General features: G+C 46.1%; 26 protein-coding genes. 10 read left to right on the forward strand and 16 right to left on the reverse strand.

Features of this window, described 5'->3' with window-relative positions; genetic code table 11:
- Positions 1 to 29: 29 nt before the first annotated feature.
- Together tig and bolA are read right to left on the reverse strand one after the other, a co-directional pair.
- On the reverse strand, positions 30 to 1,328 hold the full coding sequence (tig, locus tag ABLU80_RS06565) for a trigger factor (protein WP_015367952.1): 1,299 nt from the start codon (positions 1,326 to 1,328) through the stop codon (positions 30 to 32).
- 345 nt (positions 1,329 to 1,673) lie between these two features.
- Positions 1,674 to 1,991 (reverse strand): transcriptional regulator BolA, encoded by a 318-nt coding sequence (bolA, locus tag ABLU80_RS06570; protein WP_015367954.1) that lies wholly within the window; start codon positions 1,989 to 1,991, stop codon positions 1,674 to 1,676.
- 381 nt (positions 1,992 to 2,372) lie between these two features.
- On the opposite strand from bolA, the gene ABLU80_RS06575 reads away from it, so the two are divergent.
- The 10 genes from ABLU80_RS06575 to ABLU80_RS06620 all read left to right on the forward strand — a co-directional run bounded on the left by ABLU80_RS06575 (position 2,373) and on the right by ABLU80_RS06620 (position 12,486).
- Positions 2,373 to 2,951: a lipoprotein gene (locus tag ABLU80_RS06575; protein WP_015367955.1), complete on the forward strand. Its 579-nt coding sequence runs from the start codon at positions 2,373 to 2,375 to the stop codon at positions 2,949 to 2,951.
- A gap of 44 nt (positions 2,952 to 2,995) precedes the next feature.
- Positions 2,996 to 4,471 carry a muropeptide MFS transporter AmpG gene (gene ampG / locus ABLU80_RS06580; protein WP_015367956.1) on the forward strand — a complete coding sequence of 492 codons (1,476 nt, stop codon included), beginning with the start codon at positions 2,996 to 2,998 and terminating at the stop codon, positions 4,469 to 4,471.
- A gap of 480 nt (positions 4,472 to 4,951) precedes the next feature.
- A complete protein-coding gene (cyoA, locus tag ABLU80_RS06585) occupies positions 4,952 to 5,896 on the forward strand; it encodes a cytochrome o ubiquinol oxidase subunit II (RefSeq protein WP_015704588.1) in 945 nt (314 codons plus the stop codon).
- A 19-nt stretch (positions 5,897 to 5,915) separates the two neighbouring features.
- Entirely contained in the window at positions 5,916 to 7,907 is a 1,992-nt protein-coding gene (cyoB, locus tag ABLU80_RS06590; protein WP_015704587.1) for a cytochrome o ubiquinol oxidase subunit I, read from the forward strand.
- Complete coding sequence (locus ABLU80_RS06595; protein WP_015704586.1) at positions 7,897 to 8,508, forward strand: cytochrome o ubiquinol oxidase subunit III; 612 nt, start codon at positions 7,897 to 7,899, stop codon at positions 8,506 to 8,508. The genes cyoB and ABLU80_RS06595 overlap by 11 nt, the downstream gene beginning before the upstream one ends.
- Complete coding sequence (locus ABLU80_RS06600) at positions 8,508 to 8,837, forward strand: cytochrome o ubiquinol oxidase subunit IV (protein WP_015704585.1); 330 nt, start codon at positions 8,508 to 8,510, stop codon at positions 8,835 to 8,837. Before ABLU80_RS06595 ends, ABLU80_RS06600 begins: the two co-directional genes overlap by 1 nt.
- Before the next feature lie 11 nt (positions 8,838 to 8,848).
- Positions 8,849 to 9,736: a heme o synthase gene (gene cyoE, locus ABLU80_RS06605; protein ID WP_015367961.1), complete on the forward strand. Its 888-nt coding sequence runs from the start codon at positions 8,849 to 8,851 to the stop codon at positions 9,734 to 9,736.
- A 257-nt stretch (positions 9,737 to 9,993) separates the two neighbouring features.
- Entirely contained in the window at positions 9,994 to 10,326 is a 333-nt protein-coding gene (locus ABLU80_RS06610) for a hypothetical protein (protein ID WP_032713987.1), read from the forward strand.
- Positions 10,327 to 10,528: 202 nt separating this feature from the next.
- A complete protein-coding gene (locus ABLU80_RS06615) occupies positions 10,529 to 11,896 on the forward strand; it encodes an MFS transporter (RefSeq protein ID WP_032713986.1) in 1,368 nt (455 codons plus the stop codon).
- 263 nt (positions 11,897 to 12,159) lie between these two features.
- Positions 12,160 to 12,486, forward strand: coding sequence for a hypothetical protein (locus ABLU80_RS06620; RefSeq protein ID WP_015367964.1), 327 nt, complete (start codon positions 12,160 to 12,162; stop codon positions 12,484 to 12,486).
- Positions 12,487 to 12,531: 45 nt separating this feature from the next.
- Here ABLU80_RS06620 and ABLU80_RS06625 read toward each other — a convergent pair whose 3' ends face one another.
- The 14 genes from ABLU80_RS06625 to ABLU80_RS06690 all read right to left on the reverse strand — a co-directional run bounded on the left by ABLU80_RS06625 (position 12,532) and on the right by ABLU80_RS06690 (position 26,940).
- Positions 12,532 to 13,515 (reverse strand): hypothetical protein, encoded by a 984-nt coding sequence (locus ABLU80_RS06625; protein ID WP_348849843.1) that lies wholly within the window; start codon positions 13,513 to 13,515, stop codon positions 12,532 to 12,534.
- Position 13,516: 1 nt separating this feature from the next.
- Entirely contained in the window at positions 13,517 to 14,455 is a 939-nt protein-coding gene (locus tag ABLU80_RS06630) for an ACP S-malonyltransferase (protein ID WP_047064191.1), read from the reverse strand.
- Positions 14,456 to 14,468: 13 nt separating this feature from the next.
- Positions 14,469 to 15,857, reverse strand: coding sequence for a hypothetical protein (locus ABLU80_RS06635; RefSeq protein ID WP_052767597.1), 1,389 nt, complete (start codon positions 15,855 to 15,857; stop codon positions 14,469 to 14,471).
- Positions 15,854 to 16,642, reverse strand: a complete 789-nt coding sequence (locus ABLU80_RS06640; RefSeq protein WP_047064193.1) for an outer membrane lipoprotein-sorting protein — start codon at positions 16,640 to 16,642, stop codon at positions 15,854 to 15,856. The genes ABLU80_RS06635 and ABLU80_RS06640 overlap by 4 nt, the downstream gene beginning before the upstream one ends.
- A gap of 8 nt (positions 16,643 to 16,650) precedes the next feature.
- On the reverse strand, positions 16,651 to 17,961 hold the full coding sequence (locus ABLU80_RS06645; protein WP_348849844.1) for an ABC transporter permease: 1,311 nt from the start codon (positions 17,959 to 17,961) through the stop codon (positions 16,651 to 16,653).
- Positions 17,962 to 18,564 (reverse strand): hypothetical protein, encoded by a 603-nt coding sequence (locus ABLU80_RS06650; protein ID WP_285178066.1) that lies wholly within the window; start codon positions 18,562 to 18,564, stop codon positions 17,962 to 17,964.
- A gap of 31 nt (positions 18,565 to 18,595) precedes the next feature.
- Positions 18,596 to 19,303 carry an ABC transporter ATP-binding protein gene (locus ABLU80_RS06655; protein ID WP_042893796.1) on the reverse strand — a complete coding sequence of 236 codons (708 nt, stop codon included), beginning with the start codon at positions 19,301 to 19,303 and terminating at the stop codon, positions 18,596 to 18,598.
- An 8-nt stretch (positions 19,304 to 19,311) separates the two neighbouring features.
- The gene (locus ABLU80_RS06660; RefSeq protein WP_163331498.1) at positions 19,312 to 20,265 is read right to left on the reverse strand and encodes an ATP-binding protein; all 954 of its coding nucleotides are present in this window, start codon (positions 20,263 to 20,265) and stop codon (positions 19,312 to 19,314) included.
- Positions 20,266 to 20,278: 13 nt separating this feature from the next.
- The gene (locus tag ABLU80_RS06665) at positions 20,279 to 21,499 is read right to left on the reverse strand and encodes a beta-ketoacyl synthase (protein WP_042893571.1); all 1,221 of its coding nucleotides are present in this window, start codon (positions 21,497 to 21,499) and stop codon (positions 20,279 to 20,281) included.
- Between the two features lie 4 nt (positions 21,500 to 21,503).
- Positions 21,504 to 24,062, reverse strand: coding sequence for a beta-ketoacyl-[acyl-carrier-protein] synthase family protein (locus tag ABLU80_RS06670; RefSeq protein WP_072035676.1), 2,559 nt, complete (start codon positions 24,060 to 24,062; stop codon positions 21,504 to 21,506).
- A gap of 72 nt (positions 24,063 to 24,134) precedes the next feature.
- The gene (locus ABLU80_RS06675; protein WP_042893569.1) at positions 24,135 to 25,304 is read right to left on the reverse strand and encodes an aminomethyltransferase family protein; all 1,170 of its coding nucleotides are present in this window, start codon (positions 25,302 to 25,304) and stop codon (positions 24,135 to 24,137) included.
- A gap of 28 nt (positions 25,305 to 25,332) precedes the next feature.
- Positions 25,333 to 25,614 (reverse strand): phosphopantetheine-binding protein, encoded by a 282-nt coding sequence (locus ABLU80_RS06680; protein WP_015367976.1) that lies wholly within the window; start codon positions 25,612 to 25,614, stop codon positions 25,333 to 25,335.
- A gap of 18 nt (positions 25,615 to 25,632) precedes the next feature.
- Positions 25,633 to 26,181 carry a 3-hydroxyacyl-ACP dehydratase FabZ family protein gene (locus tag ABLU80_RS06685; protein ID WP_047080996.1) on the reverse strand — a complete coding sequence of 183 codons (549 nt, stop codon included), beginning with the start codon at positions 26,179 to 26,181 and terminating at the stop codon, positions 25,633 to 25,635.
- 3 nt (positions 26,182 to 26,184) lie between these two features.
- On the reverse strand, positions 26,185 to 26,940 hold the full coding sequence (locus ABLU80_RS06690) for an SDR family NAD(P)-dependent oxidoreductase (RefSeq protein WP_015367978.1): 756 nt from the start codon (positions 26,938 to 26,940) through the stop codon (positions 26,185 to 26,187).
- Between the last annotated feature and the right edge of the window lie 17 nt (positions 26,941 to 26,957).

Below are 26,957 nucleotides of genomic sequence, written 5' to 3' on the forward strand. Positions count from 1 at the left end.
TTGCGCGAACTTTAAACAGCCGGGCTAAATTACGCCTGCTGGTTCATCAGTTCGTTGAAGGAAGTGGCTTTTTCAGACACTTTAGCTTTCGCCAGCACGGCTTCAACAGCCTGCTCTTCCAGCGCCACGTTGCGCATGTTGTCCATCAGCTCTTTGTTCTTGCTGTAGAACTCAACCACTTCTGACGGATCTTCGTACGCGGAAGCCATCTCTTCGATCAGGCCTTTCACGCGCTCTTCGTCAGCTTTCAGCTCGTTGGTGCGAATCACTTCGCCCAGCAGCAGGCCAACAACTACGCGACGTTTAGCCTGCTCTTCGAACAGTTCGCGAGGCAGTTCCAGAGCCTGTTTCTCGTTACCGCCGAAACGCTGAGCAGCCTGACGACGCAGTACGTCGATTTCACTGTCGATCAGAGCAGCCGGAACGTCGATGTCGTTCGCTTTCACCAGGCCTTCGATAGCCTGAGATTTAACGCGGTTACGCACGGCGCCTTTCAGCTCGCGTTCCATGTTTTTACGCACTTCCGCACGCAGACCTTCAACGGAACCATCTTCAACGCCGAAACGCTTGATGAATTCAGCAGTCAGTTCCGGCAGCTCGCGTTCTTCAACTTTTTTCAGGTTGATAACGAACTTAGCGGCTTTACCTTTCAGGTTTTCAGCGTGGTACTCTTCCGGGAAGGTCACGTCGATGGTGAACTCTTCGCCAGCTTTGTGGCCTTTGATACCGTCTTCGAAGCCCGGGATCATTCGACCCTGACCCATCGCCAGTACGAAGTCAGACGCTTTACCGCCTTCGAACTCTTCGCCGTCTACAGAACCGGTGAAGTCGATGGTAACGCGATCTTCAGCGTCAACAGCGCCTTCTTTTTCTTTCCAGTTCGCCTGCTGCTTACGCAGGGTGTCCAGCATGCCGTCAACGTCAGCGTCGGTGACTTCAACAACCGGTTTTTCAACTTCGATTGCGTCCAGACCTTTCAGCTCAACTTCCGGATACACTTCGAACTCTACCGCGTAGGTGAAGTCTTCGCCCAGCTTGTATTCGCCCGGAACGTAGTTCGGCGCGCCGGCCGGATTAATTTTCTCTTTGATGATCGCGTCAACGAAATGACGGCTCATCAGGTCGCCCAGCACGTCCTGGCGAACGGAAGCGCCATAACGCTGAGCAACAACATTCATCGGCACTTTGCCTTTACGGAAGCCGTCAATGCGAACTTTTTTCGCTACGTTGACCAGCTCGCTTTTGACAGCATTCTCGATGCTGTCAGCGGCGATAGTAATCGTTACACGGCGCCCAAGGCCCTGAGTGGTTTCAACTGAAACTTGCATCTTGTTACCTCAAAAAAATCACAGTGCTCGGTCAACTCTGGAAGCGCGTGTAGGTGGCTTCGCAGAACCGGGATGCCCTCTTCAAATCAGAAACACATTCCCTGTCGTCAGAATCATCCCGAAGACATTCATATATAAGACGCGGCATTATAGCGGCATCACTTTTGTGAGTCGAGAACGGTTGTCACCCACTGCTGCGGCGTTTTTCACATTTCCCGCTCAAATTTGTCTGCAAAAGCGCGAACTTTGCGCATTTTCCAGGCAAAAGAAAACGGCCCGCAGGCCGTTTTTGCTAAATCTTCACGCAACATACTGGAAAAGCGCCAGCGGTTGCAAATGTGATTTTTACGCGATGCTACCCGCTCCGCGGCATGGCGGAGAGGCAAAGACGGTATCCTGTAGCCCTTCCCACTCTTTAATCGTGTAAGTATGCAGCGCCAGCGCGTGCACGGTGCTTGACAGCTCCTCGGTCAACGTACCGTAAATCATACGATGACGATTAAGGAAACGTTCGCCGGTGAAGCGGTCGCTCACCAACACCACTTTAAAATGACTTTCAGAGCCCGCAGGGACGTTGTGCCGATAGCTTTCATCCACGACTTCCAGATACATCGGGTCGAACGCTGCTCTAAGTTTTGCTTCGATCTGCTCACGTATCATCATGAATTTTCTCCTCCGACAACGCTGAGATGCCGCCTTTCCCTTTAAATGTTAGCCGCTTTTACCGCTTCCATTGGCAGAAAACAACAAAAAATTAGCATTCCTCTGATATTTTCACGCAAAAGTATCAGGTTTACTGATGATGAACGCTAAATCTCCCTGCTAAATCGCCACCGGAAATGGGACGAGGTCATAAAACGCACAACACGATGATTTTCCACTCGTAGCCACTTCCCCTCACCGTTGGCGATGTTATGATGGCGGGAATTTTCCTTAAACACCCTAACTACTTCGAGTTGCAGAAAAAAGCGCCCGCGATTCCCCGCGGCGTCTGAAACCTGAATTATGACGGGTATAACAACACCGTGCGTTGAGACCCTGAACATGCTGAAGAAAATTCTATTCCCGTTGGTCGCGATGTTTGTACTCGCAGGATGCGCCACCCCGCCGACGACCATTGAAGTATCGCCGAAAATCACCCTGCCACAGCAGGATCCGAGCCTGATGGGCGTTACCGTCAGCATCAACGGCGCAGACCAGCGTACCGATCAGGCGCTGGCGAAGGTCACCCGTAACAACCAGCTGGTTACGCTGACCGCCTCTCGCGATCTGCGCTTCCTGTTGCAGGAAGTGCTTGAGAAGCAAATGACGTCGCGCGGCTACATGATTGGCCCGAACGGCGCCGTCGACCTGCAGATCATTGTTAACAAACTGTATGCTGACGTCTCGCAGGGCAACGTGCGTTACAACATCGCCACTAAAGCGGATATCGCCATCATCGCGACCGCCGCTAACGGCACCAAGATGACCAAAAACTATCGCGCCAGCTACTCCGTTGAGGGCGCTTTCCAGGCTTCCAACGAGAACATTGCGAACGCGGTTAATAGCGTGCTGACCGATACCATCGCCGACATGGCGCAGGACACCAGCATTCACGACTTCATCAAACAAAACGCTCGTTAATAAAATAGCAGACCCGGTATCATACCGGGTCTGCTCTATATGCCATGTCCAATCACTACTTGCGTATTTTTCAGCAGCCCAAATCAGCTATTTTGCTGATCCTTGGCTTTGCTTCTGGTTTACCTCTCGCGCTGACCTCCGGCACGCTGCAAGCGTGGATGACCGTTGAAAATATCGATTTAAAAACTATCGGCTTCTTTTCTCTCGTCGGTCAGGCCTACGTATTTAAGTTTTTGTGGTCGCCATTAATGGACCGCTACACGCCGCCGTTTTTAGGCCGCCGCCGCGGCTGGCTGCTGACGACTCAGCTTGCGCTGCTTATCGCCATCGCCGCGATGGGCTTTCTTGAACCCGCAACGCAGTTGCGCTGGATGGCGGCGTTGGCTGTGGTTATTGCTTTTTGCTCCGCATCGCAGGATATCGTCTTTGACGCCTGGAAAACCGACGTCCTCCCGGCGGAAGAGCGCGGCGCCGGTGCGGCGATAAGCGTGCTCGGTTATCGTTTGGGAATGCTGGTTTCCGGAGGGTTAGCGCTCTGGTTGGCCGACCGTTGGCTGGGCTGGCAAGGTATGTACTGGCTGATGGCCGCGCTGCTTATTCCTTGTATTATCGCCACGCTGCTGGCGCCGGAGCCCAGCGACGTCATTCCGGTGCCTAAATCGCTTGAGCAGGCCGTCGCCGCGCCGTTGCGCGATTTCTTCGGTCGCAACAACGCCTGGCTTATTCTGCTGTTAATTGTCCTTTATAAGCTCGGCGATGCCTTCGCCATGAGCCTGACCACCACTTTCCTTATTCGCGGCGTCGGTTTTGATGCCGGCGAAGTCGGAATGGTGAATAAAACGTTGGGCCTGTTCGCCACCATTGTCGGCGCACTCTACGGCGGCGTGCTGATGCAGCGCCTGACGCTGTTCCGCGCCCTGCTGATCTTTGGCTTGCTGCAGGGGGCCTCCAACGCCGGATACTGGATCCTCTCGGTCACCGATAAACACCTTTATTCGATGGCGGCGGCGGTATTTTTTGAGAACCTGTGCGGCGGGATGGGCACCGCGGCGTTTGTTGCGCTGTTAATGACGCTGTGTAACAAGTCGTTTTCCGCCACTCAGTTTGCGCTACTGTCGGCGCTGTCGGCGGTGGGTCGCGTTTACGTTGGGCCGATTGCCGGCTGGTTTGTCGAAGCGAACGGCTGGCCGACGTTTTATCTTTTCTCCGTCGTTGCCGCCGTGCCGGGGATTTTGCTCCTGCTTCTGTGTCGCCGTACGCTGGAATATACCCAACGCACGGAAAGCTTCTTGCCGCGCACGCAATACCCTCAGACTTACGCCCTGGCGCTGCTTATCCTGGCGGTAGGTTGCTTGATGCTGGCGATATGGCTGCTGCTGTTGGCGATGAACGCGCTGGATTACACCTCTTTCTCCTTCCTGCCTGGCCTGCTGGAAGTCGCCGCGCTGACCGCTATCGGTGGTATTTTGCTCGGCGCGATTCTGGACTATATGGCGCTACGCAAAACGCAGCTGATTTAATTTTCGCCAAACCGTTAATAGCCGTTTTAATTACCCGAGGTAATTATAACGGCTTATTAGCGATTTTATTTTCCCTGGGAGCTGATTTGTTGTTTTGTGCGTTTTAGATTTCTGGAAATTATTGACAATTTTTACGCGATTCTTTAATTAATTTAACCGATTCAGCAGCGTTACGTTATTTTAACGTTTTCTTTATGTCTTTTATTTGATAATTAATTGTTAATTATTTGTGTTATTTTAACCATGTTTATACCCGTACACCCATAAGCATTCCCTTTCTTATCCCTTTCGTTATAGATCCAGCGTAAATCAGGCTTTGCAAGCAATTACGTCACATTCCGTAACATATGTGACAATCCAAGCAGAACCCGCTAACACAGAACTGACACAGATCCAATCGTGTTTACAGTAATGCAACCTTACCGTAAAATGCCCATACACTTTAAACGCCACCAGATCCCGTGGAATTGAGGTCGTTCAATGAGACTCAGGAAATACAATAAAAGTTTGGGATGGATGTCATTAATCGCAGGTACTGTATTACTCAGTGGTTGTGATTCTGCGCTCCTTGACCCAAAAGGACAGATTGGACTGGAGCAACGCTCTTTGATTCTGACGGCATTCGGCCTGATGATGATTGTCGTTATTCCCGCCGTCTTAATGGCAGTAGGATTTGCCTGGAAGTATCGCGCGAGCAATAAAGATGCGAAGTATAGCCCGAACTGGTCACACTCCAACAAAGTTGAAGCTGTGGTCTGGACGGTTCCTATTCTGATCATCTTGTTCCTGGCCGTTCTGACCTGGAAAACCACTCACGCTCTGGAGCCAAGCAAACCGCTTGTCCACGACGAGAAAGCAATCACCATCGAAGTTGTATCGATGGACTGGAAATGGTTCTTTATTTACCCGGAACAGGGTATCGCTACCGTCAACGAAATCGCCTTCCCGGCGAACGTACCGGTACACTTTAAAGTCACTTCCAACTCCGTGATGAACTCGTTCTTTATTCCGCGCTTAGGTAGCCAGATTTATGCGATGGCCGGGATGCAGACTCAGCTGCACCTCATCGCTGATGAAGCAGGCACTTATGACGGTATCTCCGCAAGCTATAGTGGCCCGGGCTTCTCTGGTATGAAGTTCAAGGCTATCGCCACCCCGGATCGTGCAACCTTCGATCAGTGGGTAGCAAAAGCGAAACAGTCCCCGAACTCCATGGACTCCATGGCTGCATTCGACAAAGTGGCTGTGCCTAGCGAAAACAACAAAGTGGAATACTTCTCTAACGTGAAACCGGATTTGTTCAAAGATGTTGTTAACAAATTCATGTCTCACGAGAGCATGAACATGTCTAAACCTGAAGGCGAGCACGCTGCGCACGAAGGGATGGAAGGCATGGACATGAGCCACGCGGAAACCGCTCACTAAGGGGCCGAGGAAGAAAACGATGTTCGGAAAACTTACACTGGATGCAGTGCCCTACCACGAACCTATTATCGTGGTAACGGTTGCTGCAATCATCGTCGGGGGACTGGCGATACTGGCAGCGATCACTTACTTCGGTAAGTGGTCCTACCTATGGAACGAGTGGCTGACGTCCGTCGACCACAAACGTCTCGGTATCATGTACGTTATCGTGGCAATCGTCATGCTGCTGCGTGGCTTTGCTGATGCCGTTATGATGCGTAGCCAGCAGGTGCTGGCCTCAGCCGGGGAAGCAGGATTCCTGCCACCTCATCACTACGATCAGATCTTTACCGCCCACGGCGTTATCATGATCTTCTTCGTGGCAATGCCATTCGTTATCGGCCTGATGAACCTGGTGGTTCCGCTTCAGCTCGGTGCGCGTGACGTTGCGTTCCCGTTCCTCAACAACCTGAGCTTCTGGTTCACGGTTGTGGGCGTGATTCTGGTTAACCTGTCTCTGGGCGTCGGTGAGTTCGCACAGACCGGTTGGCTGGCGTATCCGCCGCTTTCGGGAATTGAGTACAGTCCTGGCGTAGGGGTCGATTACTGGATTTGGGCGCTGCAGCTCTCCGGTATCGGTACTACCCTGACCGGTATCAACTTCTTTGTGACCATTATCAAGATGCGTGCCCCTGGCATGACCATGTTCAAGATGCCGGTATTCTCCTGGGCATCTCTGTGCGCCAACATCCTGATTATCGCCTCCTTCCCAATTCTGACCGTCACCGTCGCGCTGCTGACCCTGGACCGCTACCTGGGCACCCATTTCTTTACCAACGATATGGGTGGCAACATGATGATGTACATCAACCTGATTTGGGCCTGGGGTCACCCGGAAGTGTACATTCTGGTTCTGCCGGTATTCGGGGTCTTCTCCGAAGTCGCAGCGACCTTCTCGCGTAAACGTCTGTTTGGTTACACCTCGCTGGTGTGGGCAACCGTCTGTATTACCGTTCTGTCGTTCATCGTTTGGCTGCACCACTTCTTCACCATGGGTGCCGGCGCGAACGTAAACGCCTTCTTCGGTATTACCACTATGATTATCGCAATCCCGACCGGGGTTAAGATCTTCAACTGGCTGTTCACCATGTACCAGGGCCGCATCGTCTTCAACTCGGCGATGATGTGGACTATCGGCTTCATCGTTACCTTCTCCGTTGGTGGGATGACAGGTGTTCTGCTGGCGGTACCGGGTGCGGACTTCGTACTGCACAACAGTCTGTTCCTGATTGCGCACTTCCATAACGTCATCATCGGCGGCGTGGTATTCGGTTGCTTCGCAGGCCTGACCTACTGGTGGCCGAAAGCCTTTGGTTTCACCCTGAACGAAACCTGGGGTAAACGCGCATTCTGGTTCTGGATCATCGGCTTCTTCGTAGCATTTATGCCGCTGTACGTGCTGGGCTTCATGGGCATGACCCGTCGTCTGAGCCAGGACATCGATCCGCAGTTCCACTCCATGCTGGTTGTTGCAGCATGCGGCGCGGCGCTGATTGCTTGCGGTATCCTGTGCCAGCTGATCCAGTTCTACGTTTCTATCCGCGATCGCGATCAGAACCGTGACCTGACAGGTGACCCATGGGGCGGTCGTACTCTGGAGTGGGCAACCTCTTCTCCACCGCCGTTCTATAACTTCGCTGTCGTTCCTAACGTTCACGAGCGTGATGCGTTCTGGGAAATGAAAGAAAAAGGCGAAGCGTACAAGCAACCTGCGCATTATGAAGAAATTCATATGCCGAAAAACAGCGGCGCGGGCATCATCATTGCTGCATTCGCAACGGTGTTTGGCTTCGCGATGATCTGGCATATCTGGTGGATGGCGATTGTTGGTTTCGCCGGCATCGTAGTGACCTGGATTATCAAGAGCTTTGACGAGGACGTGGATTACTACGTACCGGTTGCAGAAGTCGAAAAACTGGAAAATCAGCATTTCGATGAGATTAACAAAGCAGGGCTGAAAAATGGCAACTGATACTCTTGCGCACAATGCCCACGCGCATGAACACGGGCACCATGATACAGGACCGATGAAAGTCTTCGGTTTCTGGATCTACCTGATGAGCGACTGCATTATCTTCGCTACGCTGTTCGCAACCTATGCCGTTCTGGTGAACGGCACGGCTGGCGGCCCGGCGGGTAAAGATATCTTTGAACTGCCGTTCGTTCTGGTTGAAACCGCACTGCTGTTATTCAGCTCCATCACCTATGGCATGGCGGCTATCGCCATGTACAAGAACAACAAGAGCCAGGTCGTTTCCTGGCTCGCCCTGACCTTCCTCTTCGGTGCAGGGTTCGTTGGGATGGAAATCTATGAATTCCATCACCTGATTGTTGAAGGTATGGGTCCGGACCGTAGCGGCTTCCTGTCAGCGTTCTTCGCGCTGGTTGGTACCCACGGTCTGCACGTCACCTCTGGTCTGCTGTGGATGGCGGTATTGATGGTTCAGGTATCCCGTCGCGGCCTGACCAGCACTAACCGTACCCGTATTATGTGCCTGAGCCTGTTCTGGCACTTCCTGGACGTGGTGTGGATCTGCGTGTTCTCTGTTGTTTATCTGATGGGGGCGATGTAATGAGTCATTCTACCGATCATAGCGGCGCTTCTCACGGCAGCGTGAAGAGCTACATGACAGGGTTCATCCTGTCGATCATTCTGACGGCAATCCCGTTTGCAATGGTTATGAGTGGCTCTGCCTCGCATGCAGCGATTCTGGGAACCATCCTGGTCACGGCTGTAGTGCAGATTCTGGTGCACCTGGTGTACTTCCTGCACATGAACAGTAAATCTGACGAAGGTTGGAACCTGACCGCGTTTATCTTCACCGTAATCATCATTGCTATCGTTGTTGTCGGCTCCATCTGGATTATGTGGAACCTCAACTACAACATGATGATGCACTAAGAGCGGCGAGTATGTTTAAGCAATACCTGCAAGTAACGAAACCAGGCATCATTTTTGGCAACCTGATCTCCGTGATCGGCGGTTTCCTGCTGGCCTCCAAAGGCCACATCGACTATCCGCTGTTCGTCTGGACGCTCCTCGGAGTATCCCTGGTGGTCGCCTCGGGTTGTGTTTTCAACAACTACATCGACCGTGATATCGATCGTAAGATGGAACGGACGAAAAACCGGGTGCTGGTCAAAGGGCTGATCTCGCCAGAATCATCGCTGGTATACGCCACCTTGCTGGGTATTGCTGGCTTCATGCTGCTGTGGTTCGGCGCTAACCCGCTGGCCTGCTGGCTTGGCGTGATGGGGTTTGTGGTTTATGTCGGCATCTATAGCCTGTATATGAAACGCCACTCTGTCTACGGCACGCTGATTGGCTCACTCTCCGGCGCTGCGCCGCCGGTGATTGGCTACTGCGCAGTTACCGGTGATTTTGACAGCGGCGCGGCGATTCTGCTGGCGATCTTTAGCCTGTGGCAGATGCCTCACTCTTACGCCATCGCGATCTTCCGTTTCAAGGATTATCAGGCGGCGAATATTCCGGTTCTGCCGGTAGTGAAAGGCATCTCAGTCGCGAAAAACCATATCACGCTGTACATCGTGGCCTTTGCCGTGGCAACGCTGATGCTTTCTCTGGGGGGTTACGCCGGATATAAATATCTGGTCGTAGCGGCCGCGGTAAGCGTCTGGTGGCTTGGTATGGCGCTGCGCGGATACAAAGTGGCGGATGATAAAGTCTGGGCACGTAAGCTGTTCGTCTTTTCCATCGTTGCCATTACCGCGCTGTCGGTGATGATGTCAGTCGATTTCATGGTGCCGGATTCACATAATCTGCTGGCTTACGTCAGATAAGATTACGCTAAATCTGAATGAAAAGAGCCTCCGCTAGTCGGGGGCTTTTTTATGCAACCAACATAGAACAATTTCATAAATACTGCCCTCCCCTCACCTTGGTACTTCATTTTCTTCACTCATCACTCAGTTAAAAATTGAGGAAAAATTGAGTATTGCTAACCGCCAGCCATCTCGCGCCATTAGCGGAGGGGTGCTAGCCTTGTGCAGTAGGCAAACGCCTACGGATAACATGGATTTAACAGCAAGGAATAACAATGAAAGAATTAACATTCAACGAAATGGAATCTGTCTCAGGTGGTTTTAACCTGGTGAGCGCTGCAACTGGCTTCGCTAGCTTTGTCGCTAATTCTGCAGCAGGTTTCGCCTCATTTGCGCTGACTTCCGGTCTGGCTTTCGCCTCTTTCGTTGGCGATAGCGCGATTGAATTTGGCAAGTTCCTCCTTGGTCAGGCAAACTGGGAAAGCGTCGTTAGCACAGGTCAAGAGAACTGGGCAAACTTCGTTTCTACCGCTGGTAACAGCTGGAACACATTCGTGAACAACGCCGCTACCGACTGGAATAGCTTCCTGGAGCAGGCCGCTTCCTAATCGAAGCTATATTAAGGGCAGATTTTTCACGCTGCCCTTTCTGTTGTTTTACATTATTTATTAAGCTCCTCACCATTTTATCGTCTGGTTCTCATCCCTTCTTCTATTACGCAACACAGTCGTAATATCTGCTAAACAAACATTTATTTACGCGTCCTTATCCCCCCACTACACTAGTCGCAGTTTTTATATTGAGGTGGTAATGAACGATAACAAAATGACGCCAGGAGAACTGCGCGCAACCTGGGGTTTAGGGACCGTATTTTCACTGCGCATGCTCGGCATGTTTATGGTCCTGCCCGTTTTGACCACATATGGCATGGCGCTGCAGGGGGCCAGTGAAGCGCTGATTGGTTTGGCCATTGGCATTTACGGGCTTGCTCAGGCTATCTTCCAGATCCCGTTTGGTCTACTGTCTGACCGAATTGGCCGCAAACCGCTAATTGTCGGAGGGCTGCTAATCTTCGTCATTGGCAGCATCATCGCTGCCCTGACAGACTCCATTTGGGGCATTATTCTTGGCCGCGCATTGCAGGGCTCTGGTGCTATTGCCGCTGCGGTCATGGCCCTCCTTTCCGATTTAACCCGTGAGCAGAACCGCACCAAGGCTATGGCCTTCATTGGCGTCAGTTTTGGCGTGACATTTGCCATCGCTATGGTGCTTGGTCCTATTGTCACTCACCAGTTAGGGTTGCATGCGCTATTCTGGATGATCGCTATTCTGGCCAGCCTCGGTATTTTGCTGACTTTGTGGGTAGTACCAAATAGCCACAATCATGTACTGAACCGTGAATCTGGCATGGTAAAGGGCTGTTTCAGCAAAGTGCTTGCTGAACCTAAACTCCTCAAGCTGAACTTCGGCATTATGTGCCTGCACATCATGTTGATGTCGACTTTTGTTGCGCTACCTGGACAGTTGGAGGCCGCAGGTTTCCCGGCAGCCGAACACTGGAAAATTTACCTGGTGACCATGGTCATTTCCTTTATCGCAGTGGTGCCGTTCATCATCTATGCGGAAGTGAAGCGCAAGATGAAACGTGTGTTCCTGTTCTGCGTCGCTCTGCTACTGATAGCGGAAATTGTACTCTGGGGAGCAGGTGGCTATTTCTGGGAGTTGGTCGCTGGTGTTCAACTATTCTTCCTCGCCTTCAATCTGCTGGAAGCGTTATTGCCTTCGTTAATCAGTAAGGAGTCTCCAGCAGGCTACAAAGGCACAGCAATGGGGATTTATTCTACCAGCCAGTTTATCGGTGTGGCCATCGGTGGCGCCCTGGGCGGCTGGGTAGATGGATTCTTTGACTCGCAGACCGTGTTTTTACTGGGTGCGCTACTGGCGATGCTGTGGCTACTAGTGGCCAGCACCATGAGTGAACCGCCTTATGTCAGCAGTCTTCGTGTTGAGATCCCGGATGATGTCATCATTAATGATGAACTACAGCGCCGTCTGCAGTCGAAACCAGGCATCGAGCAGGTTATGATTGTCGCTGAAGAACGTTCAGCCTACATAAAAATTGACAGCAAAGTGACCAACCGCTTCGAGGTTGAACAGGCCATCATTGCAACTTCATAATAGACCTGAATTTCTGACCTCTAAACAATAACTCGAACGACTGTACACACAGAAGATACTCTCGGGTATCTTCTGTTATCAAATATGAAGTTGCGAAATAATACCCATCGCTTATCTAAGCGTCGTTTGTGAAGTTTAATTCACATTAAAATTAATAGATCATTTAAATATTCACTATTATATAAAAAACCCTCTGATTAGTATATTGCCCGGTGTGCAAAGGTACATCATTAACAATTCATTAATCTAGGATGGAATTAAAAATGAAAGAATTAACCGCAAACGAAATGGAATATATCTCTGGTGCAGGCATTATCGACCTGCCTTGTGCTTTGGTTGATTTCACGATTCAATCTGCACTGGGTCTGGTTGCTGCGGGTATTAATGCTGGAATGATTCTGGCCTCCTCCGCTCTGGAAACCACGATTGACCTGGTTTCCAATATTCTTGGTGGGTCGCCATCTAGCCTGGGAAGCATTCTAACCGACCATATCAACTCCCTGCTGTATGCAGAATCTGGGGTTTGGTCTAATTTTGTTTATAATGCTGCCACTGACTGGGGTGGTGTTGTTGATGCCCTCCAGAGCTAAATAGTATAAGGCCAGTCAGTTTTCTGACTGGCCTTATTTCAATTCTTAATTCTTATCTTCACCACACCTGAGATACATATCGCACGCTGTCATGTAATCATCATGCCAACGCCAGTAAACATGCAAATAAAAATATCCTATCGCAGGTATCATGCAGACAATAAGATATGCATAAAAGTATATTCCCCAACCTAATAATTTCAACAACAGACTCATGGCCACAATCCAGAATAACTGAAGAGTGAAGAAAATAAATAATCTTAACCACAAGGGTTTTCTATATATCCCTGGAAGAACCATCGTATTCACAAGGTTTACATCAAACTCTTTTTGAAATAGTCTGCCTAAAAATGTGTAACGCCTTGAAGGGTAAGCAAAAACCAGATTGACCATCAGTATCGCTGAACACAGAATCAACATGGCAACGATCAACTTTGCCGAAAAAAAACCATTAGATAAAGAAAAATCATTATCAGCAACCAATGGACTGACAACCACAAAACTGGTCAAAAAAGTCATAGCGACGTTCAGGCAAGTATAATAATGAAGATTACGGTATTTAAGCGTAAATGCAGTTTCCTGCTGTAACTGCTTGACGTAACAATTCCTGGCAAACCAGCACATTAGATAAACAATGATCGGCACAAAAAAGGCAATACAGGCCATTGCGGTAATGGTCGGCAAAAACAGACACGCCTTTACTGCCAGATAGCACACGATGAAACAGCATCCAGTTGCGACAAGTGGATGCCACAGCAGAACCTCAAAACGCGAGGCGATTTTCCCCTGAAACCAGGAGAAATTGATATTTCTTATCTCATATTTATAAGCCCAGTACCCCTTTAGCTCATAAACAAAGCTGAACATTGTTAACGAAAAAATGGCACTTATGGGAAATGCATCCTCCTGGGTCAACAAATACCCTCTATTTTTAACATATAGCGCAATAAGTAATATACAAATAAAATAAAGATACGGGAGAAGCGACCGATCCTGACGACGAATGAAAGTTAAATAATCCGGGATCATATTAACCTCGTGGCGCCACCAATAGTTTTCTACAGTGTCTATAATACTCTGCAGAGAAACCGTTGAAATCATTTAGCAATTGTCCGAGATACGCCTTATTGCTGATTTCAACAAACCTGGCAGAGGGGATATGTTGTAAAAAAGCGCTCATAGATGCTGTCCACTGTACCCTATGGGTCAAATGCAAAGATAAGTTCTCTTTAATTTTCTCCGGATTATTTTCTTCACGCCCGGTGACATTCATCAGTACAGGATGATTTGGCCGGAGAATTTCCACCGTCTTCAGCGCATCCCGCATGGGTTGAACCCCCTCAGACATAAGAGGTGTATGCCAGGCTCCGCTAACGCCAAGTTTGACAGCTTCCAGGCCAGCCCCCATTAGTCTCCCGGTGAATTCACTTAAATCTGGTAGCGTACCGCCAACTACCTGCTGGTAGGGGCTATTATCACAACTCACCACAACTTGACTTCCGGAGTCGTTAATCAACTGGCTTATCATTTGAAAATCAGCGCCCCTTACCGCTAGCATTGCGCCTTTATGGATATTGCTTAAATCATCCATAATGGTTGAGCGCACCAATATTAGCTTGAACACATTTTCCAGCGTTAAGGCGCCGGCCGCGTATAATGCGCTATATTCACCAACGCTATGCCCGCACGAACCAATAACATTCGCATCAGAGAATTGCTCGACATACAGACTATATAGCGTGACATTGATAGCCGTCACCGCTGCCTGCTGCGTCGTCGTTTTCACCAGACGATTCATCGGCCCTTTCTGACACAACCGGCGCAGATCTAACCCTGTCACATCGCTGGCACAGTCCCAGATTTCCCTGGTAGTTGTATTCAGATCCCATAAATCTGCTCCCATTCCGACAACAGGGTTTCCCTGACCGGCGAAAATAAGCACCGTAGGTTGCACTGATTGTTTTGTCATAAGCAATATATCCTTATAAATAGTATTTAAATCCGACGTAAACTCCGAGGGTCTCGCCAAAAAGTGCGAACTCAGAATCATTACTACCGAATGCGCTATACAACCCCGTATAAATCTCCGCTTGGTCACTCAATCCTTTTAACGGATTGATATAATGAGTCCCTATTAAGGCACTACCATCAACTAAGTTCATCACCAGATAGGGCTGAAGCGTTGAATGATCTGTATTCTGTAAACTTAGCCATGAAGTAATATAATGCCGTCCCTGCAGCATTCCTTTATTCCCTGTATTACTTATTTCTGAGCCCATCAGATACTTATAATCATCAAACACTTTGTCTAAGCTGGCAAAACCGGTTTTTTTACTTAATAACTTAATAAAGTCAACCTGTTCCCGCCATGCCGATTTTGAATAACCTTCACTTTGATAGTAGTACTCGATGCCCAACACACTAAAAAGGTCGGTGGTATACTGCCCACCAATGGCTACTTCATAGCCACTTTTGTCATTCTGCGCATAGAGCGATGAAGGATATAGCCCAGAAAGCACCTCATCCTTTTTTTCATGAGAAAAATGCCGCCATTGCTGCGTTTTGTGAAGCGCAACTTCTACATTGACTACAAACTGAGGTGTTAAGTTGTAGCCATCTGCTAGTGCCAATGAAGTAGAATCACCAAGCATCACATTCGCAGCCAGTCGATGATTAACAAGGTGATAATCGGTGTAACTTAATAAATAGTATTCATTGCTGTTAGCCCTTTGATTGGCCGTCCAGTTGCTTGATGACTCATAGTATTTATCAATACTTGCTAATTTTGGTATAACTGTGAGTGAGAATGCATAATCACGAAATTCTTTCGCTAACCGCCCTCCCCAATACGACTCGCTATAGGCAGACTCCAGCTTCGGATCGTATATCCGTGTCGGTTTAAAACCTGCATAATAGGTGGTCACCAGTGAAGCCGGGGATCTTAAATGAAAGGCTCCTGGAAGTGAATTTAGCTTTCCACCCTCAAGACTGACATTTTCAGATAACGACAAGTTAAGCTTAAGTCTGTCTATTAACATTTTGGCGCGATGTTCATCTTTTTCGAATAATCCCACGCCATGTATTGGATAAAATCCTAAATTATATAGTGAAAAATCCAACCCCAGCTCATCATCAACTAAGTAACAAGCACTTGAGAAGTTAATGGCAATATCATTATATACGTTGTTAGTTGTATACGGATTGGCTCCATTGATGCGCCAGATCGAGCCGCTTTTGTGCGCAACAGATGTCTGACCGGTCAAAATAAACTGACTATTAGAACGTATTTCATCACCTGACAAACAATTAGCCCCTCCCCATAATGGAGTTATTAATATAGAAAGCAGCAAAGTAACCAGATGGCCTTTCACTTCACGCCTCTCTGAATAAACTCTTTAGTGAAGTGAAATTCAGGTAACGACTCCAGGCGGACATCACTATACTTCATGACAGAATACCCCTTTTCATAGCGCGCATTCTGCACAATGATCTCTGTTGGACGGTATTTCCCTAATACCATCTGATAGTTTGTATATAAGACACTTTTGAGAAGTTTATTATCGAGAGTGTAATATGATGCTTTGAATGGCCGGCATTCTGCATTTTTTTCCACCAGGTAGATCACTTTAGGATAAGTAATGGCCTCAGAGTTACGAGTGAGAGACAGTCGATAGCAAATTTTATCGCCGCAGGGTTCCTCCCCTTCCAGGGTCGAATCATAGGCATACTCGAAGTTCGTGACGATAACATCCCCATTGGAGATCTGACCAATTAATCGTTGTGAGCGCGAAATAGGAATAGGTCTGCGTAGTTCGGGTGTATAAAACCATAAATCATACCAATCAGATAACATGATCTTGCCTTTATCTCGCGGAGGATAGGTAAAACGTATAAGTGAACGAGCATCAGCTTTCAAACCGTTTACCGGCTTAATAAATCGCATCGATATATCCAGCGATTGCTTATTTTCAGGCTCTGTTCTACCTTCTTTATACTCAAGTACAGTCACGTTATAGCGGAAAGGTTCATTTGGTGAGCGAACATCATCAGCTTTGCGAATAATCTCCAGGGCTTGCTGGCTATCACTCGTCGCCTGTCCAGGAACTGAATACGAAAATATAGCTATTATGAATAAATACCATGCAGTGCTTTTCATACTGTCCTCTATGAAAATTTGAATGCATCGGTAATGTTGAGGCGCGATGCACGATATGCGGGAATAATGGAAGCCACGGCAGATGTTAAAATTGGTAATATCAAGGTTATCCAAATCAATCCCACATCATTCGTTTTAATAAATGCGGTATAACCTACTGATTGTCCAGGCGAAGGCGGCATGGCAATACCTGAGATATTAATTATAGCGGCAATAGTGAATCCAAAGAGAAGACTCCCCAATGCGCCAAAGATACCGATATATATACCTTCCAGCCAGAATAAACGCGTAACACGGTTTGATTGTAAGCCAATTGCGCGTAGCGTAGTAATTTCTCGGGTTCGCTCAACAATACTCATCGTCATTGAATTGCCGATCATAAACACTACGATAAGTGCCACGATAAGTTTGATAAAAAAATAGATACCGGACAGCATACCTTCTACCTGCTGGTAAAAAATAGAATTCTCCCTCCAATCCTTAACGATCAAAGGTAAATGCTGGTCTGCTATATATCTCCTCATTTTCTTAACAAACGACGTTACATCATCGTTATTCAGCAAGATGACTATCTTACTAACACCATTAGTACCCATGATTTGCTGAGCAGTCTCAAGGGGCATTTTGATTACGACATCATCATAATCCTTTATACCTGATTCAAATATTCCACGTAATTTGACAGATATCGCTCCCTGACCTCCTGCCACATTAACGGTCATGATATCAAGCCAGTCCCCGTAGTGGCTATCTAAGGTTTTTGCCAGGCCGCTGCCAATAGTAATCTCATCATGTTTGACTCGAGATAAGTCGCTACCAAAAATTATCTTATCAAAAGCTCCCAACTTCAGGGCCGGTAATGGCTCAACGCCCTGTGCTGAAAAATAATTGGATATTTCCGTTTCGTAATGTGAGATTATTCCGGTAAACTCAAGTTGCCCGGAAATTGTAGAAATCACATCAGAAAAATCGGCGTTCTGCAAAATTTTATTTTTCAGTGTAATATAATCAGATATCAGACTCTTATTTTTGTTAGCAGTTTCAAAGTAGGTACTATTATAAATCTGTACATGACCAATATTTGTACGTATTGTTTGCTCTTTGAGTATCCAAAAAGAGTAGTTGATAAAACCACCATACAAAAATATAGCGCAACCACCTAATATAATGGCGAAAATGGTAGAAAACGTTCTTCGCCGGTGCCGTAGTAAGTTCAAAAATGAAAATTTAGCATCGCCAAAATTAAAAACGATGTTATAAACAACAAATACTAATAGCAATACCACAATTGAATTAATAAATATCATACCCTTTGACATTCATTCACCTTTAATAACGGGAACAATAACCTGTAAGACTTCAGCCATTTCCCAAGCCGGCATTTCGTTATTTTCAAAATCAATTTCTCGCTGCTGATTAACTCTCCGCAGATGGTCAGCGAGCTGTTTTTCTTGCTGTTTCATATGGCAATTATGAAGGGCCCTTAAACGCATTGTCAGTATATTACCAATGATCTCACTGCTAAATTTATCTTTATTATTCAGCAGCAGGTCAGTATCTTCGATGGTAATCACACAGCGCCCTAACCCCACTGGTAGCCAGGCATCAACTCTGGCACGTAAGTATCGAATCAGCATGTTGTCTTCATTGGTATCTACCGCTTCATCAAGATAAAAAAAGCCCGTCTTTGCATATTCTGAAGCGTTAATGAGATCATTAATGCTCTGATAATAGTTAGCCTGTCGCAGCATTCCCCACGAATAAAAGATCAGCGTGCCAACTTTGTTAGTACGTTCATACTCTTTAAATAAATCAGAAGTTATAGATGCTAAAGCCTGTGGTTCACCAGGAAATCCATCCTGTAAAACTCGGGCAGTCACAGGGGTTGAGACATTCTCAGCAAATACTGAAAATGTAACCATGCTAAGACACAGGAGCAAAACGCTACAAAGATTACATCGCTGAATCATAAATTATTGCTCCATCCTTGATATCTACTCTCCGTCGAGCACGATCTTTAAGCTGGGACGAGTGTGTTGAGATAATAAATGTTGTTTTCGTCCGTTGATTAATCTCAAGCAGGAGGTCAAGAATTGATTCACCGGTAGCAAGATCCAGATTACCTGTAGGTTCGTCAGCGACAATAACTTCAGGGCTATGCGCTAGCGCCCTTGCAATAGCGACCCGTTGCTGTTGACCACCTGACAACTGGCCAGGTTTTCTTGCCAATAAATGGGATAAACCAACACTATCCAGGAAATGTAACGTTCTCTCTCTGGCCTCTTTCGTACTAAAATGACCATTAAGCTTCAGGGGATAATAAACATTATCAAAAACACTCAGCACCGGTATTAAATTGAAAAATTGAAATATGAAGCCTAAATGACGACTGCGAAGGCTTGCAAGATTTTTGTCTGACAACATATTGAGATTTTTATGCAGAAAGAAAACATTGCCAGCAGTCGGCATATCAATACCGGAAAGTATATTAAGTAAAGTGCTCTTACCGCTACCAGAAGGCCCGCATAACGCAAGAAACTCGCCTTTCACAACATCCATATTAATATTATTTAGAGCATAAGTCATATTGTCCTGATAGCCATAAGTCTTATATATACCAGATAATGAAATATCAGGTAACTCTGTTATATTACTGCGCATATCCCCTCCTATTGGTACCAGGTATCAAAATAGGCATAGCCGCTAGCCACACCTGGAATAACAGTTCTGAGACAGCCATTATGCAATGCATACTGATTAATATATTGCCAACTTAGGGCCGGTGTCATACATCCGCTACAACCGTAGCGAGCAATAAGATCGATGCCGGTATGAGGAGAGGGTTTTGTTTTATTGATTCCTCCGACATATGCAATGATATCTATATCATCTGTATTTTCAACACCTGGTAAATGTGGGTTATTGGTTGCAGTATGTATATATGGACCACAATGTATTTTTAAACCACTCTCCCTTTTACTAAAAATAAAACACCCCACTCTTTCTATTGATGTATTTACCCCAGGAATGAGTCTTTTCTTGTTTTTTACTTCACTCTGGATCATACTTTCAGCTGTAAATGCCAACAATGGCACAGCACGATATCCTCCGCAGATGACGACAAAGTCAAATACATCCCATGTAAGATAATCTTGCGCCATTGCCATCGCTTGATAAAGGGAAAATTTTTCGCCACGAATTTTGCAAGTAACATCACTGATTGAAAATTTCTTAACCAAGTTCTTTGGTAGAGTATCAATAGTAGATAAATTGAGACTACTGATATTGTACTCAAAGACACCTGATTCCCCCCAGGAATCAATATAAATAAAAGCAGTTCTCGATTTCAGTAACAGCATCCTTTCTTTCGCTGACATGCTATGCAATGCGGCATCTGATACTTTATCGAAGGCGTTAATATACGGAGTATGTTCAGGACGCCGTGTAATCTCTCGAGTATAAATTTCACTTCTTGAACCAAAACGTTTGAATCTCCAGCCATTAGCTCCCGTAGTTTTCAAGGCAGTATTGTATGAGTGAGACTCCCATACATTTAGCCAACTCGGGTAGTATAAATAAAATGGCTCGTCTGGTTCCATGAACGAATATGAAGACAGATACATACTATTCTCCATATCAATCAGCATTCTTATTCAAATTAGTCATCAAAAGTGCAACGACGGAACCGTCGACCCCTAAGCCAGTTTTCAGGAGGTGTTTTTTAGCATGTTTACTTACGCCCCCCTCTAAGGAGATATGATGTGCGACATCCTCTCGAATCTGATCGTTAACGACAGGGAAAATTAATTCTCTATCAAGAAGTATATGATGACCAATAACTAAATCGATTAATCCAGAACCTGTTGCGGTATAGCCAATTTGTCCTTTATAGGCCAATACTGGAAGAGCATTTTCACCGGCATACATGGTGATGGCTTTTGCCTCAACATTATCACTTGATGAGGTACCATTACCATGGGGAATAAATGCACAAAGGTCTTCTTTTTTTATACCATTATCATTTAGCATTGAATTAATCAACTTTAGAATACTAGTACTTTGCCAGTAGGAATCATTACTACGCCCAGCATTAATCTGCTTATAAGCCGAAGTAATGCTTATTCCATAGCTTTTCCCTCGCCCTAATCGGTGCTGTTGACTTTCCAGTAACATAGCGCCATACCCCTCAGCAAAAATGACACCATTACTGTTTATACCGAAGGGTTGGACCATTTCACTCTCCAACATTCCCTGGCTCTCAAGGAACACTAGATCTTGATATTTAATTTTTGAAATATTGATAATCAGCGCCAGATCAATACCACCTTGCACTATTGCCCTGGTCCCCAGATGGATAGCGGTGAGTGAAGAGTTACTGGTGCAGTTCATATTTGGGGGAAGATGTTTTAATTCGTATCGTTTTGCAAGGCGATAGGAAACCGTGTCCTGCGACATATTTTTCACTGATAAGTTTTTGATTGAGGATATCAATGAAACATCTTCCATATCATTATAATTATAGAAATTCCTATAATCCATGACATCAACGCGAGGACCTATTCCTGTAATGTATACTCTGACCCTATCACCTTTCAGGCAGTCTTCATTGAGGCCAGCCTGAATTAAGGTTTCATTGATAAGTTTATATACCAGGTCAAAAGCGCTATCATTATCCCGTTTTAGTTTAGCTATCATTATATTGCCAGAAAATCCGCAGTCGATAGCCTGTTTATCTGAAGTAAACCATGGAGATAAGTGTATCCGTTTACCTTGCCGCAAATTTTCAATTAACAGCGAACCATTCTCTGCATACGGTAAACACACACTGAAACCAGAAATAATAGCCCTTTCGCTCACCTTATTATCCTTTTATCACAATAGCGTAATAGTTTCCGCCCTCAGTAGCGCCAATTAAAAGAGCGTATCTAATAGGTATATTAAGTGATTGGTTCACAAAGTTGAGTCTCTCATCAGAAAATTTTCGAGTATAAGGAATAGCAGGAACCGATTGTCTGCGAATACAATCAAGAAGAACCGTCAGGTTTAGCAGACCTGCAGAAGAGGCGACAAAGCCAAAGAATGCATTATAATTCACAACCGGTACATGAGGATTAAGGCGATGAAATGACGTATATATCGCATTCGTTTCTATCAATGAATTTACTTCGCTACCATTACTGGTCCCACAAACTAAATCAATTTCTTTCGAGGTAATACCTGCATCCGCAAGCGCGCGAGTAATAGCCATAGACATTGCTGCGGATTTCTCCTCAACCTGTGTCACATCAAAATAGGTATTGCTACATGCCTTACCATAACCGGCGATTTCAGCTAATACCTCAACGCCGCGGGCCACTGCTGACTGTGGATCTTCCAGGAGCATCATGCATGCGCCTTCACCTGGTACGTAGCCCTGTGCTTCTTTGCCATATATCTGATAATCAGCCGGATCGGACATCATATGAATTTTATTTGTCACCGCATCCATATAAAGCGACATAGAAGGAAAGTATTCATCAGCCCCGCCAATTACAACCTGCGGTTGGAGCTGTTGGCGAACAATTTCATAGCCATAGGTCAATGCACCAAGCGCAGCATTTTCACCGGTCGCCAACGTTGTTGTATATCCTTTGACCCCTTCTGAGATCCCGCAAAATGTTGTAATTGAGTTCATTAGAGAGCCGGGAAATTCCGAAGTCCGAACTTTCCGCGGGTCAGGTTTCAAACTTTGCAAATACTTATAGGTTGTTTCTTGCGGCCCTCGTGCCATTCCCAGAACCATACCCAGATCATCTCCATCTCGTTTGATCTTGCGTTTAGCCATATGCAAAGTTTCTGAAAGTGCAAGAAGAGCAAACGTACCGCCGCGAGTTGCCTTACGCGGGTCGTATCGACGTAGATGTTTGCGTGGTTCCAGGCCTTTCACCTGATAAGTTTTAAAATTCTCTTCTGTCTCCGGCTGCTTGTACGCCTCTTCCTGATATTCACCACCAAATATATCCGCAAACTGATTGGTTTTGGCCAATACACCCAACAGCTCTTTCGCCTCGTCAAGCGTGTCATCAGGAAAGACAACACCGCTGAGTTCTACTGAGCTGTCGCCTTCATGGATATAATGAAGAATCTCATTTAGAGTGTGACCTATAGCCGATACAGCGCCTACTCCAGTAATAGCAACTCGTTTTGCTTCATAGGTGGTCAGTGGAACTGAACAAGGTTTTGTGCTGACAATCATGCAGCAGTTATTACCGCCGAAAGCATAATTGTTCTTCATAAAGATATTGATATCTTTTTTACGAAACTCGTTCGGTACATAGTCCAGATCGCAATTGGGGCGCGCCTGCGAAAAATTTAATGTTGGCAGAACATTTTTTTCTGGCAGAGTCACCAGGCACGCAATAAGTTCGACAATTCCTGCCGCCCCAATATTGTGGCCAAAATAAGATTTTGTGGAACTTATTAACAAATTTTCTGCTCCGGAGAAAACCTTCTTCATTGCCAGAGTTTCGATTTGATCATTAGCTTCCGTACCTGTGCCATGCGCATTGACATAATCAATTTGTTCAGGCTTGACCCCAGCATTCGCCATCGCTTTTTGCATAACCTGCACTGCGCCACTGGCGCGTGGGTCGGGACCTGTTTCATGATATGCGTCGCAAGATGTCGCGTAAGAAAGAATTTCACCGAAGATGGTCGCGCCACGCGCCACCGCATGTTCATACTCCTCGAGTACAATGGCCCCCGCGCCCTCACCAATAGACATCCCTGAATGCCCTGAAAATGGCGAACAGGATTGCGGATGCATAACATTCAAGGCATAAAAACCCGCGAAAGTGGGTAAATAGATGGGTTCTGTACCTACCGCCAACATAGCCTTACTTTTGCCATTTTGGATATAATCAAAAGCCATACCGACGGCATTCGGGCTTGCAGTACAAGCCGTCGCAACAAGTTCCACTCCGCCCTTCAAGCCCAGTAGCGTTGAAGCGCTGGAGCAACATGATGAAAAACTGCCTGAAAACAGAGCCTTTCTTAATGAAAAGTCCTGAATACGCTGCTCGAAGAGTGGAAGAAACGCCTCTGTACCCGCAGAAGAAACGCCCACAATCATCCCCATCTCTTCCAGACACTCGCGATTGGCGGCCAGTTCTGCCTGCTCTAGTGCTTCCTTACCAACTTTGTAAGCCCAAAGCGCGGCATTATCGAGCGATGCAACAATTTCTTCAGATAATTCGGGACAATGAATTTTATGCAGCATTTCAGCAGCTCGGGCATTCGCAAACCATTTAGAAAAGCGAGCACTGTCAGCAATACCATTTTTTTTAGCCAACAGCGCTTGCCTGAAGTCTGCAATATTGTCGGCGAGGGATGACAATATTCCCATGCCGGTAATAACTACTCTTTTTCTGCTCGTTTTCATATTTTTATGTTCTATCCAGAGTTGTTAACAACGATTCCGAGAATGCCGAGTTAAGAATAAAGTCGCTAATTGTTATACCGCTTCAAGCGCGCTTTTCGCCTTCAATTCATCAACATAACTATGGATTGTTGGGTTAACCAATAAACTCAGATTATAAATAAAAGGGACATTTTGGGTTTTGGCTGTGATTTCCCCATTTACAGTTTGAATAGTAAAACCGGAGATATCCGCTAATGCATAGCATTCGTCAATAAGTGCCAACGCGATCCAATGCTGTTTAGCAGGAGAATATGCGGCTTTAACAATAACACCGACTTGATGTCCATTAACCATCACAAGGTCATTTGAGTCGATGTGACTACATTCGACATCAGGAGCAATTCCAACGAGTTTGCGTTCAACACCCTTCCGCGATAGTTCTTCTACCGCACTCTTACCAATAAAGTCTTCCTTGTCATACTGTACAGCCCACTGCATTTGTAGTTCTACTGGATTACGGGAGTAATTATTATAAAGGCTTTCGTCCCATCCTGGATTTTCTACTCTCACCAGTCGTTGATAATCTAAACCGCCGGTTTTGAGCAAATACTTAGCCCCTATTTCTTGTAACTTCATCCACATTGTGACTAGCGTTGCTTGTGGGCCGATCAACTGATATGCAAATTCACCATGTTTTCCACAGCGGAAAACCATTAACTCATCATCAGTGTTCATATATTCATAATATGGTAGACCAATGATATCAAAGCCATAAACCTCCGCCATTATCTCCCAGGCATAGGGGCCTTCCAGCATAATAGTCCCCCAATTATTTTCCTCCATCGCTTTGATTTCAGGGATCTCCTGAATATCTAACTCCTCAGCTTTAGTCAGTACTTCGTTGAGTACATCTATAATTTCTTTAGAAGTAAGGCTCTCGGATAAAATATAATAACCATCAGCGGCGCACAAAACATATGCATCACCACGGATATCCCCATCAGCGTTTAGCAGTAGGGAGTAAATGCCCTGCTCATCACGGATTATAGATACATCAGCCGAAACCATGTAGTTCACCAACGCCCATGCATCATCTCCCATCACACTGATGATAGACATATGAGAATAATCCACCAACAAGGCATTTTCACGCACAGCCTTATATTCTTCAAAAATATCATGATATGAAGAAGGTACGCATTGATGATTATAGATTCCCATAACCGCATTATTTTTAAAGTGGAGATCAGAAAGTAAATTCATAAAATAGCCTTTAATATAACCTATCAATTCAGGATGTTTTTTTCTTTAGAATGAAAGATGCCAGATTATTTATGCTTCGCATATAGGCTGGGTCATCACCTTCCGAAACCTGAATGTTGAAGGTTTTATCAAGCATTACGATTATTTCCGTGGCATCTACAGAGTCTAGTTTCAGTCCATTGCCAAACAGCGGTGTGTCATCATCAATTTGATGTGCCTCACGTTGAACATTTAGGCGTTGAATAATTTCGGATTTAATCGTAATGATTATTTTTTTTCTTTCATCGATTTCATCATTAATGTTGGTCACACCTGCTCTCCTTGGTAATTAAATGACTTCTCTAAAATTAATAATCACGCCCTGGCTAATGATCTTCTTTCCGACATTAGCCGTGACTAAATAATGTTTAAACCCACTTTCATCAGAAAATGAGAGTTTACTTACCACTTCAATCGTATCTCCCGGGTAAGCTGTCCCTTTAAACTTCAAGTTCTGAGAAGCTAACACTCCACGTACCTGCGAGCGCCTCGTACGTATTGTACTTAGCATATCCGGATGCTTAATATAGGCATGAATGTCACGCAATGATCTCAGTTCTTCACCCGTTCGCCCCTGGTAAATATCACAGATATCAGTGAGAAAAGAGTAGTACTCGCTTGCCTGGCCAAATATTTCAGAAATAATAGCTCCTGGCATAATGGGATCCTCTGGGAAATGCCCAAGTAGATAAGGATCATTATAAGTCACATGTTTTATAACTTTGATAAAACCATTCTCGCCATACTTATAATCAATGATCTGGTCGACCATAAGTAGAGGTTGACGCCAGCCCCCCATAGCAAGAAATATTTTCGGCGGTATCGGATACTTAGACATAAATCACCGCATTACCATGCCACCATCAACCACGATGGTTTGCCCTATAATATAGCTGGATGCTGAAGAGCTTAAATAAACAATGACGTTTGCTACCTCATCGCATTTTCCGAGTCGTTTTAATGGAATTGAGTTAGTCACCTCACGAACCACGGTACGGGGAACCTTCTTCGCCATTTTAGATTCAATCATTCCTGGCGCTACCGCATTAACACGCACTCCCCGCGGGGCCAGTTCAGCCGCAAGAGTGCGGGTGAAACTTAAAATTGCACCTTTGGATGCACAATAGTTTGCCTGGCCAATGCTTGGTACCAGAGCTGCAACAGATGCAACGTTGATAACAACTGGACTTTCCGCTGAACGTAATAACATTAATGCTTCTTTCGTTAACCGAAACAGACTAAGTAAATTGATGTTGATAACCGAATAAAAATCATCAAAACTCATTGATGCAAAGAGGCTATCTTTAACAATTCCCGTATTATTCACCAGCACGTCCAGTCTTCCGGCATCTATGGTCAGGCGCTCGCACAACGCCACGACTTCTTCCCGGTTCGTGAGATCGCAAGGCAAAATATGTAGCAAGTCACCATTGGCATGATTTTCTTTCAGTGCAAGCAGCGGTTCGTCATTCGATTTATATAATGCATAAACAATACATTTTTGCTCAAGAAATTTCCCACAAATTGCAAGACCTATGTCGCCGCTAGCACCAGTAATCAGCACCTTTTTACTTGCAAGATCGTTATATTTATACATTTTATATGAATGCCTTA

This window comes from Klebsiella sp. CN_Kp104 (assembly GCF_040064515.1).
GTDB lineage: Bacteria > Pseudomonadota > Gammaproteobacteria > Enterobacterales > Enterobacteriaceae > Klebsiella > Klebsiella aerogenes.

What these genes read in the sequence shown, in the direction of transcription:
- tig (WP_015367952.1), bottom strand. Translation starts at nt 1,328, where the DNA reads ATGCAAGTTTCAGTTGAAACCACTCAGGGCCTTGGGCGCCGTGTAACG.
- bolA (WP_015367954.1), bottom strand. Translation starts at nt 1,991, where the DNA reads ATGATGATACGTGAGCAGATCGAAGCAAAACTTAGAGCAGCGTTCGAC.
- ABLU80_RS06575 (WP_015367955.1), top strand. Translation starts at nt 2,373, where the DNA reads ATGCTGAAGAAAATTCTATTCCCGTTGGTCGCGATGTTTGTACTCGCA.
- ampG (WP_015367956.1), top strand. Translation starts at nt 2,996, where the DNA reads ATGTCCAATCACTACTTGCGTATTTTTCAGCAGCCCAAATCAGCTATT.
- cyoA (WP_015704588.1), top strand. Translation starts at nt 4,952, where the DNA reads ATGAGACTCAGGAAATACAATAAAAGTTTGGGATGGATGTCATTAATC.
- cyoB (WP_015704587.1), top strand. Translation starts at nt 5,916, where the DNA reads ATGTTCGGAAAACTTACACTGGATGCAGTGCCCTACCACGAACCTATT.
- ABLU80_RS06595 (WP_015704586.1), top strand. Translation starts at nt 7,897, where the DNA reads ATGGCAACTGATACTCTTGCGCACAATGCCCACGCGCATGAACACGGG.
- ABLU80_RS06600 (WP_015704585.1), top strand. Translation starts at nt 8,508, where the DNA reads ATGAGTCATTCTACCGATCATAGCGGCGCTTCTCACGGCAGCGTGAAG.
- cyoE (WP_015367961.1), top strand. Translation starts at nt 8,849, where the DNA reads ATGTTTAAGCAATACCTGCAAGTAACGAAACCAGGCATCATTTTTGGC.
- ABLU80_RS06610 (WP_032713987.1), top strand. Translation starts at nt 9,994, where the DNA reads ATGAAAGAATTAACATTCAACGAAATGGAATCTGTCTCAGGTGGTTTT.
- ABLU80_RS06615 (WP_032713986.1), top strand. Translation starts at nt 10,529, where the DNA reads ATGAACGATAACAAAATGACGCCAGGAGAACTGCGCGCAACCTGGGGT.
- ABLU80_RS06620 (WP_015367964.1), top strand. Translation starts at nt 12,160, where the DNA reads ATGAAAGAATTAACCGCAAACGAAATGGAATATATCTCTGGTGCAGGC.
- ABLU80_RS06625 (WP_348849843.1), bottom strand. Translation starts at nt 13,515, where the DNA reads ATGATCCCGGATTATTTAACTTTCATTCGTCGTCAGGATCGGTCGCTT.
- ABLU80_RS06630 (WP_047064191.1), bottom strand. Translation starts at nt 14,455, where the DNA reads ATGACAAAACAATCAGTGCAACCTACGGTGCTTATTTTCGCCGGTCAG.
- ABLU80_RS06640 (WP_047064193.1), bottom strand. Translation starts at nt 16,642, where the DNA reads ATGAAAAGCACTGCATGGTATTTATTCATAATAGCTATATTTTCGTAT.
- ABLU80_RS06645 (WP_348849844.1), bottom strand. Translation starts at nt 17,961, where the DNA reads ATGTCAAAGGGTATGATATTTATTAATTCAATTGTGGTATTGCTATTA.
- ABLU80_RS06650 (WP_285178066.1), bottom strand. Translation starts at nt 18,564, where the DNA reads ATGGTTACATTTTCAGTATTTGCTGAGAATGTCTCAACCCCTGTGACT.
- ABLU80_RS06655 (WP_042893796.1), bottom strand. Translation starts at nt 19,303, where the DNA reads ATGCGCAGTAATATAACAGAGTTACCTGATATTTCATTATCTGGTATA.
- ABLU80_RS06660 (WP_163331498.1), bottom strand. Translation starts at nt 20,265, where the DNA reads ATGTATCTGTCTTCATATTCGTTCATGGAACCAGACGAGCCATTTTAT.
- ABLU80_RS06670 (WP_072035676.1), bottom strand. Translation starts at nt 24,062, where the DNA reads ATGAAAACGAGCAGAAAAAGAGTAGTTATTACCGGCATGGGAATATTG.
- ABLU80_RS06675 (WP_042893569.1), bottom strand. Translation starts at nt 25,304, where the DNA reads ATGAATTTACTTTCTGATCTCCACTTTAAAAATAATGCGGTTATGGGA.
- ABLU80_RS06685 (WP_047080996.1), bottom strand. Translation starts at nt 26,181, where the DNA reads ATGTCTAAGTATCCGATACCGCCGAAAATATTTCTTGCTATGGGGGGC.
- ABLU80_RS06690 (WP_015367978.1), bottom strand. Translation starts at nt 26,940, where the DNA reads ATGTATAAATATAACGATCTTGCAAGTAAAAAGGTGCTGATTACTGGT.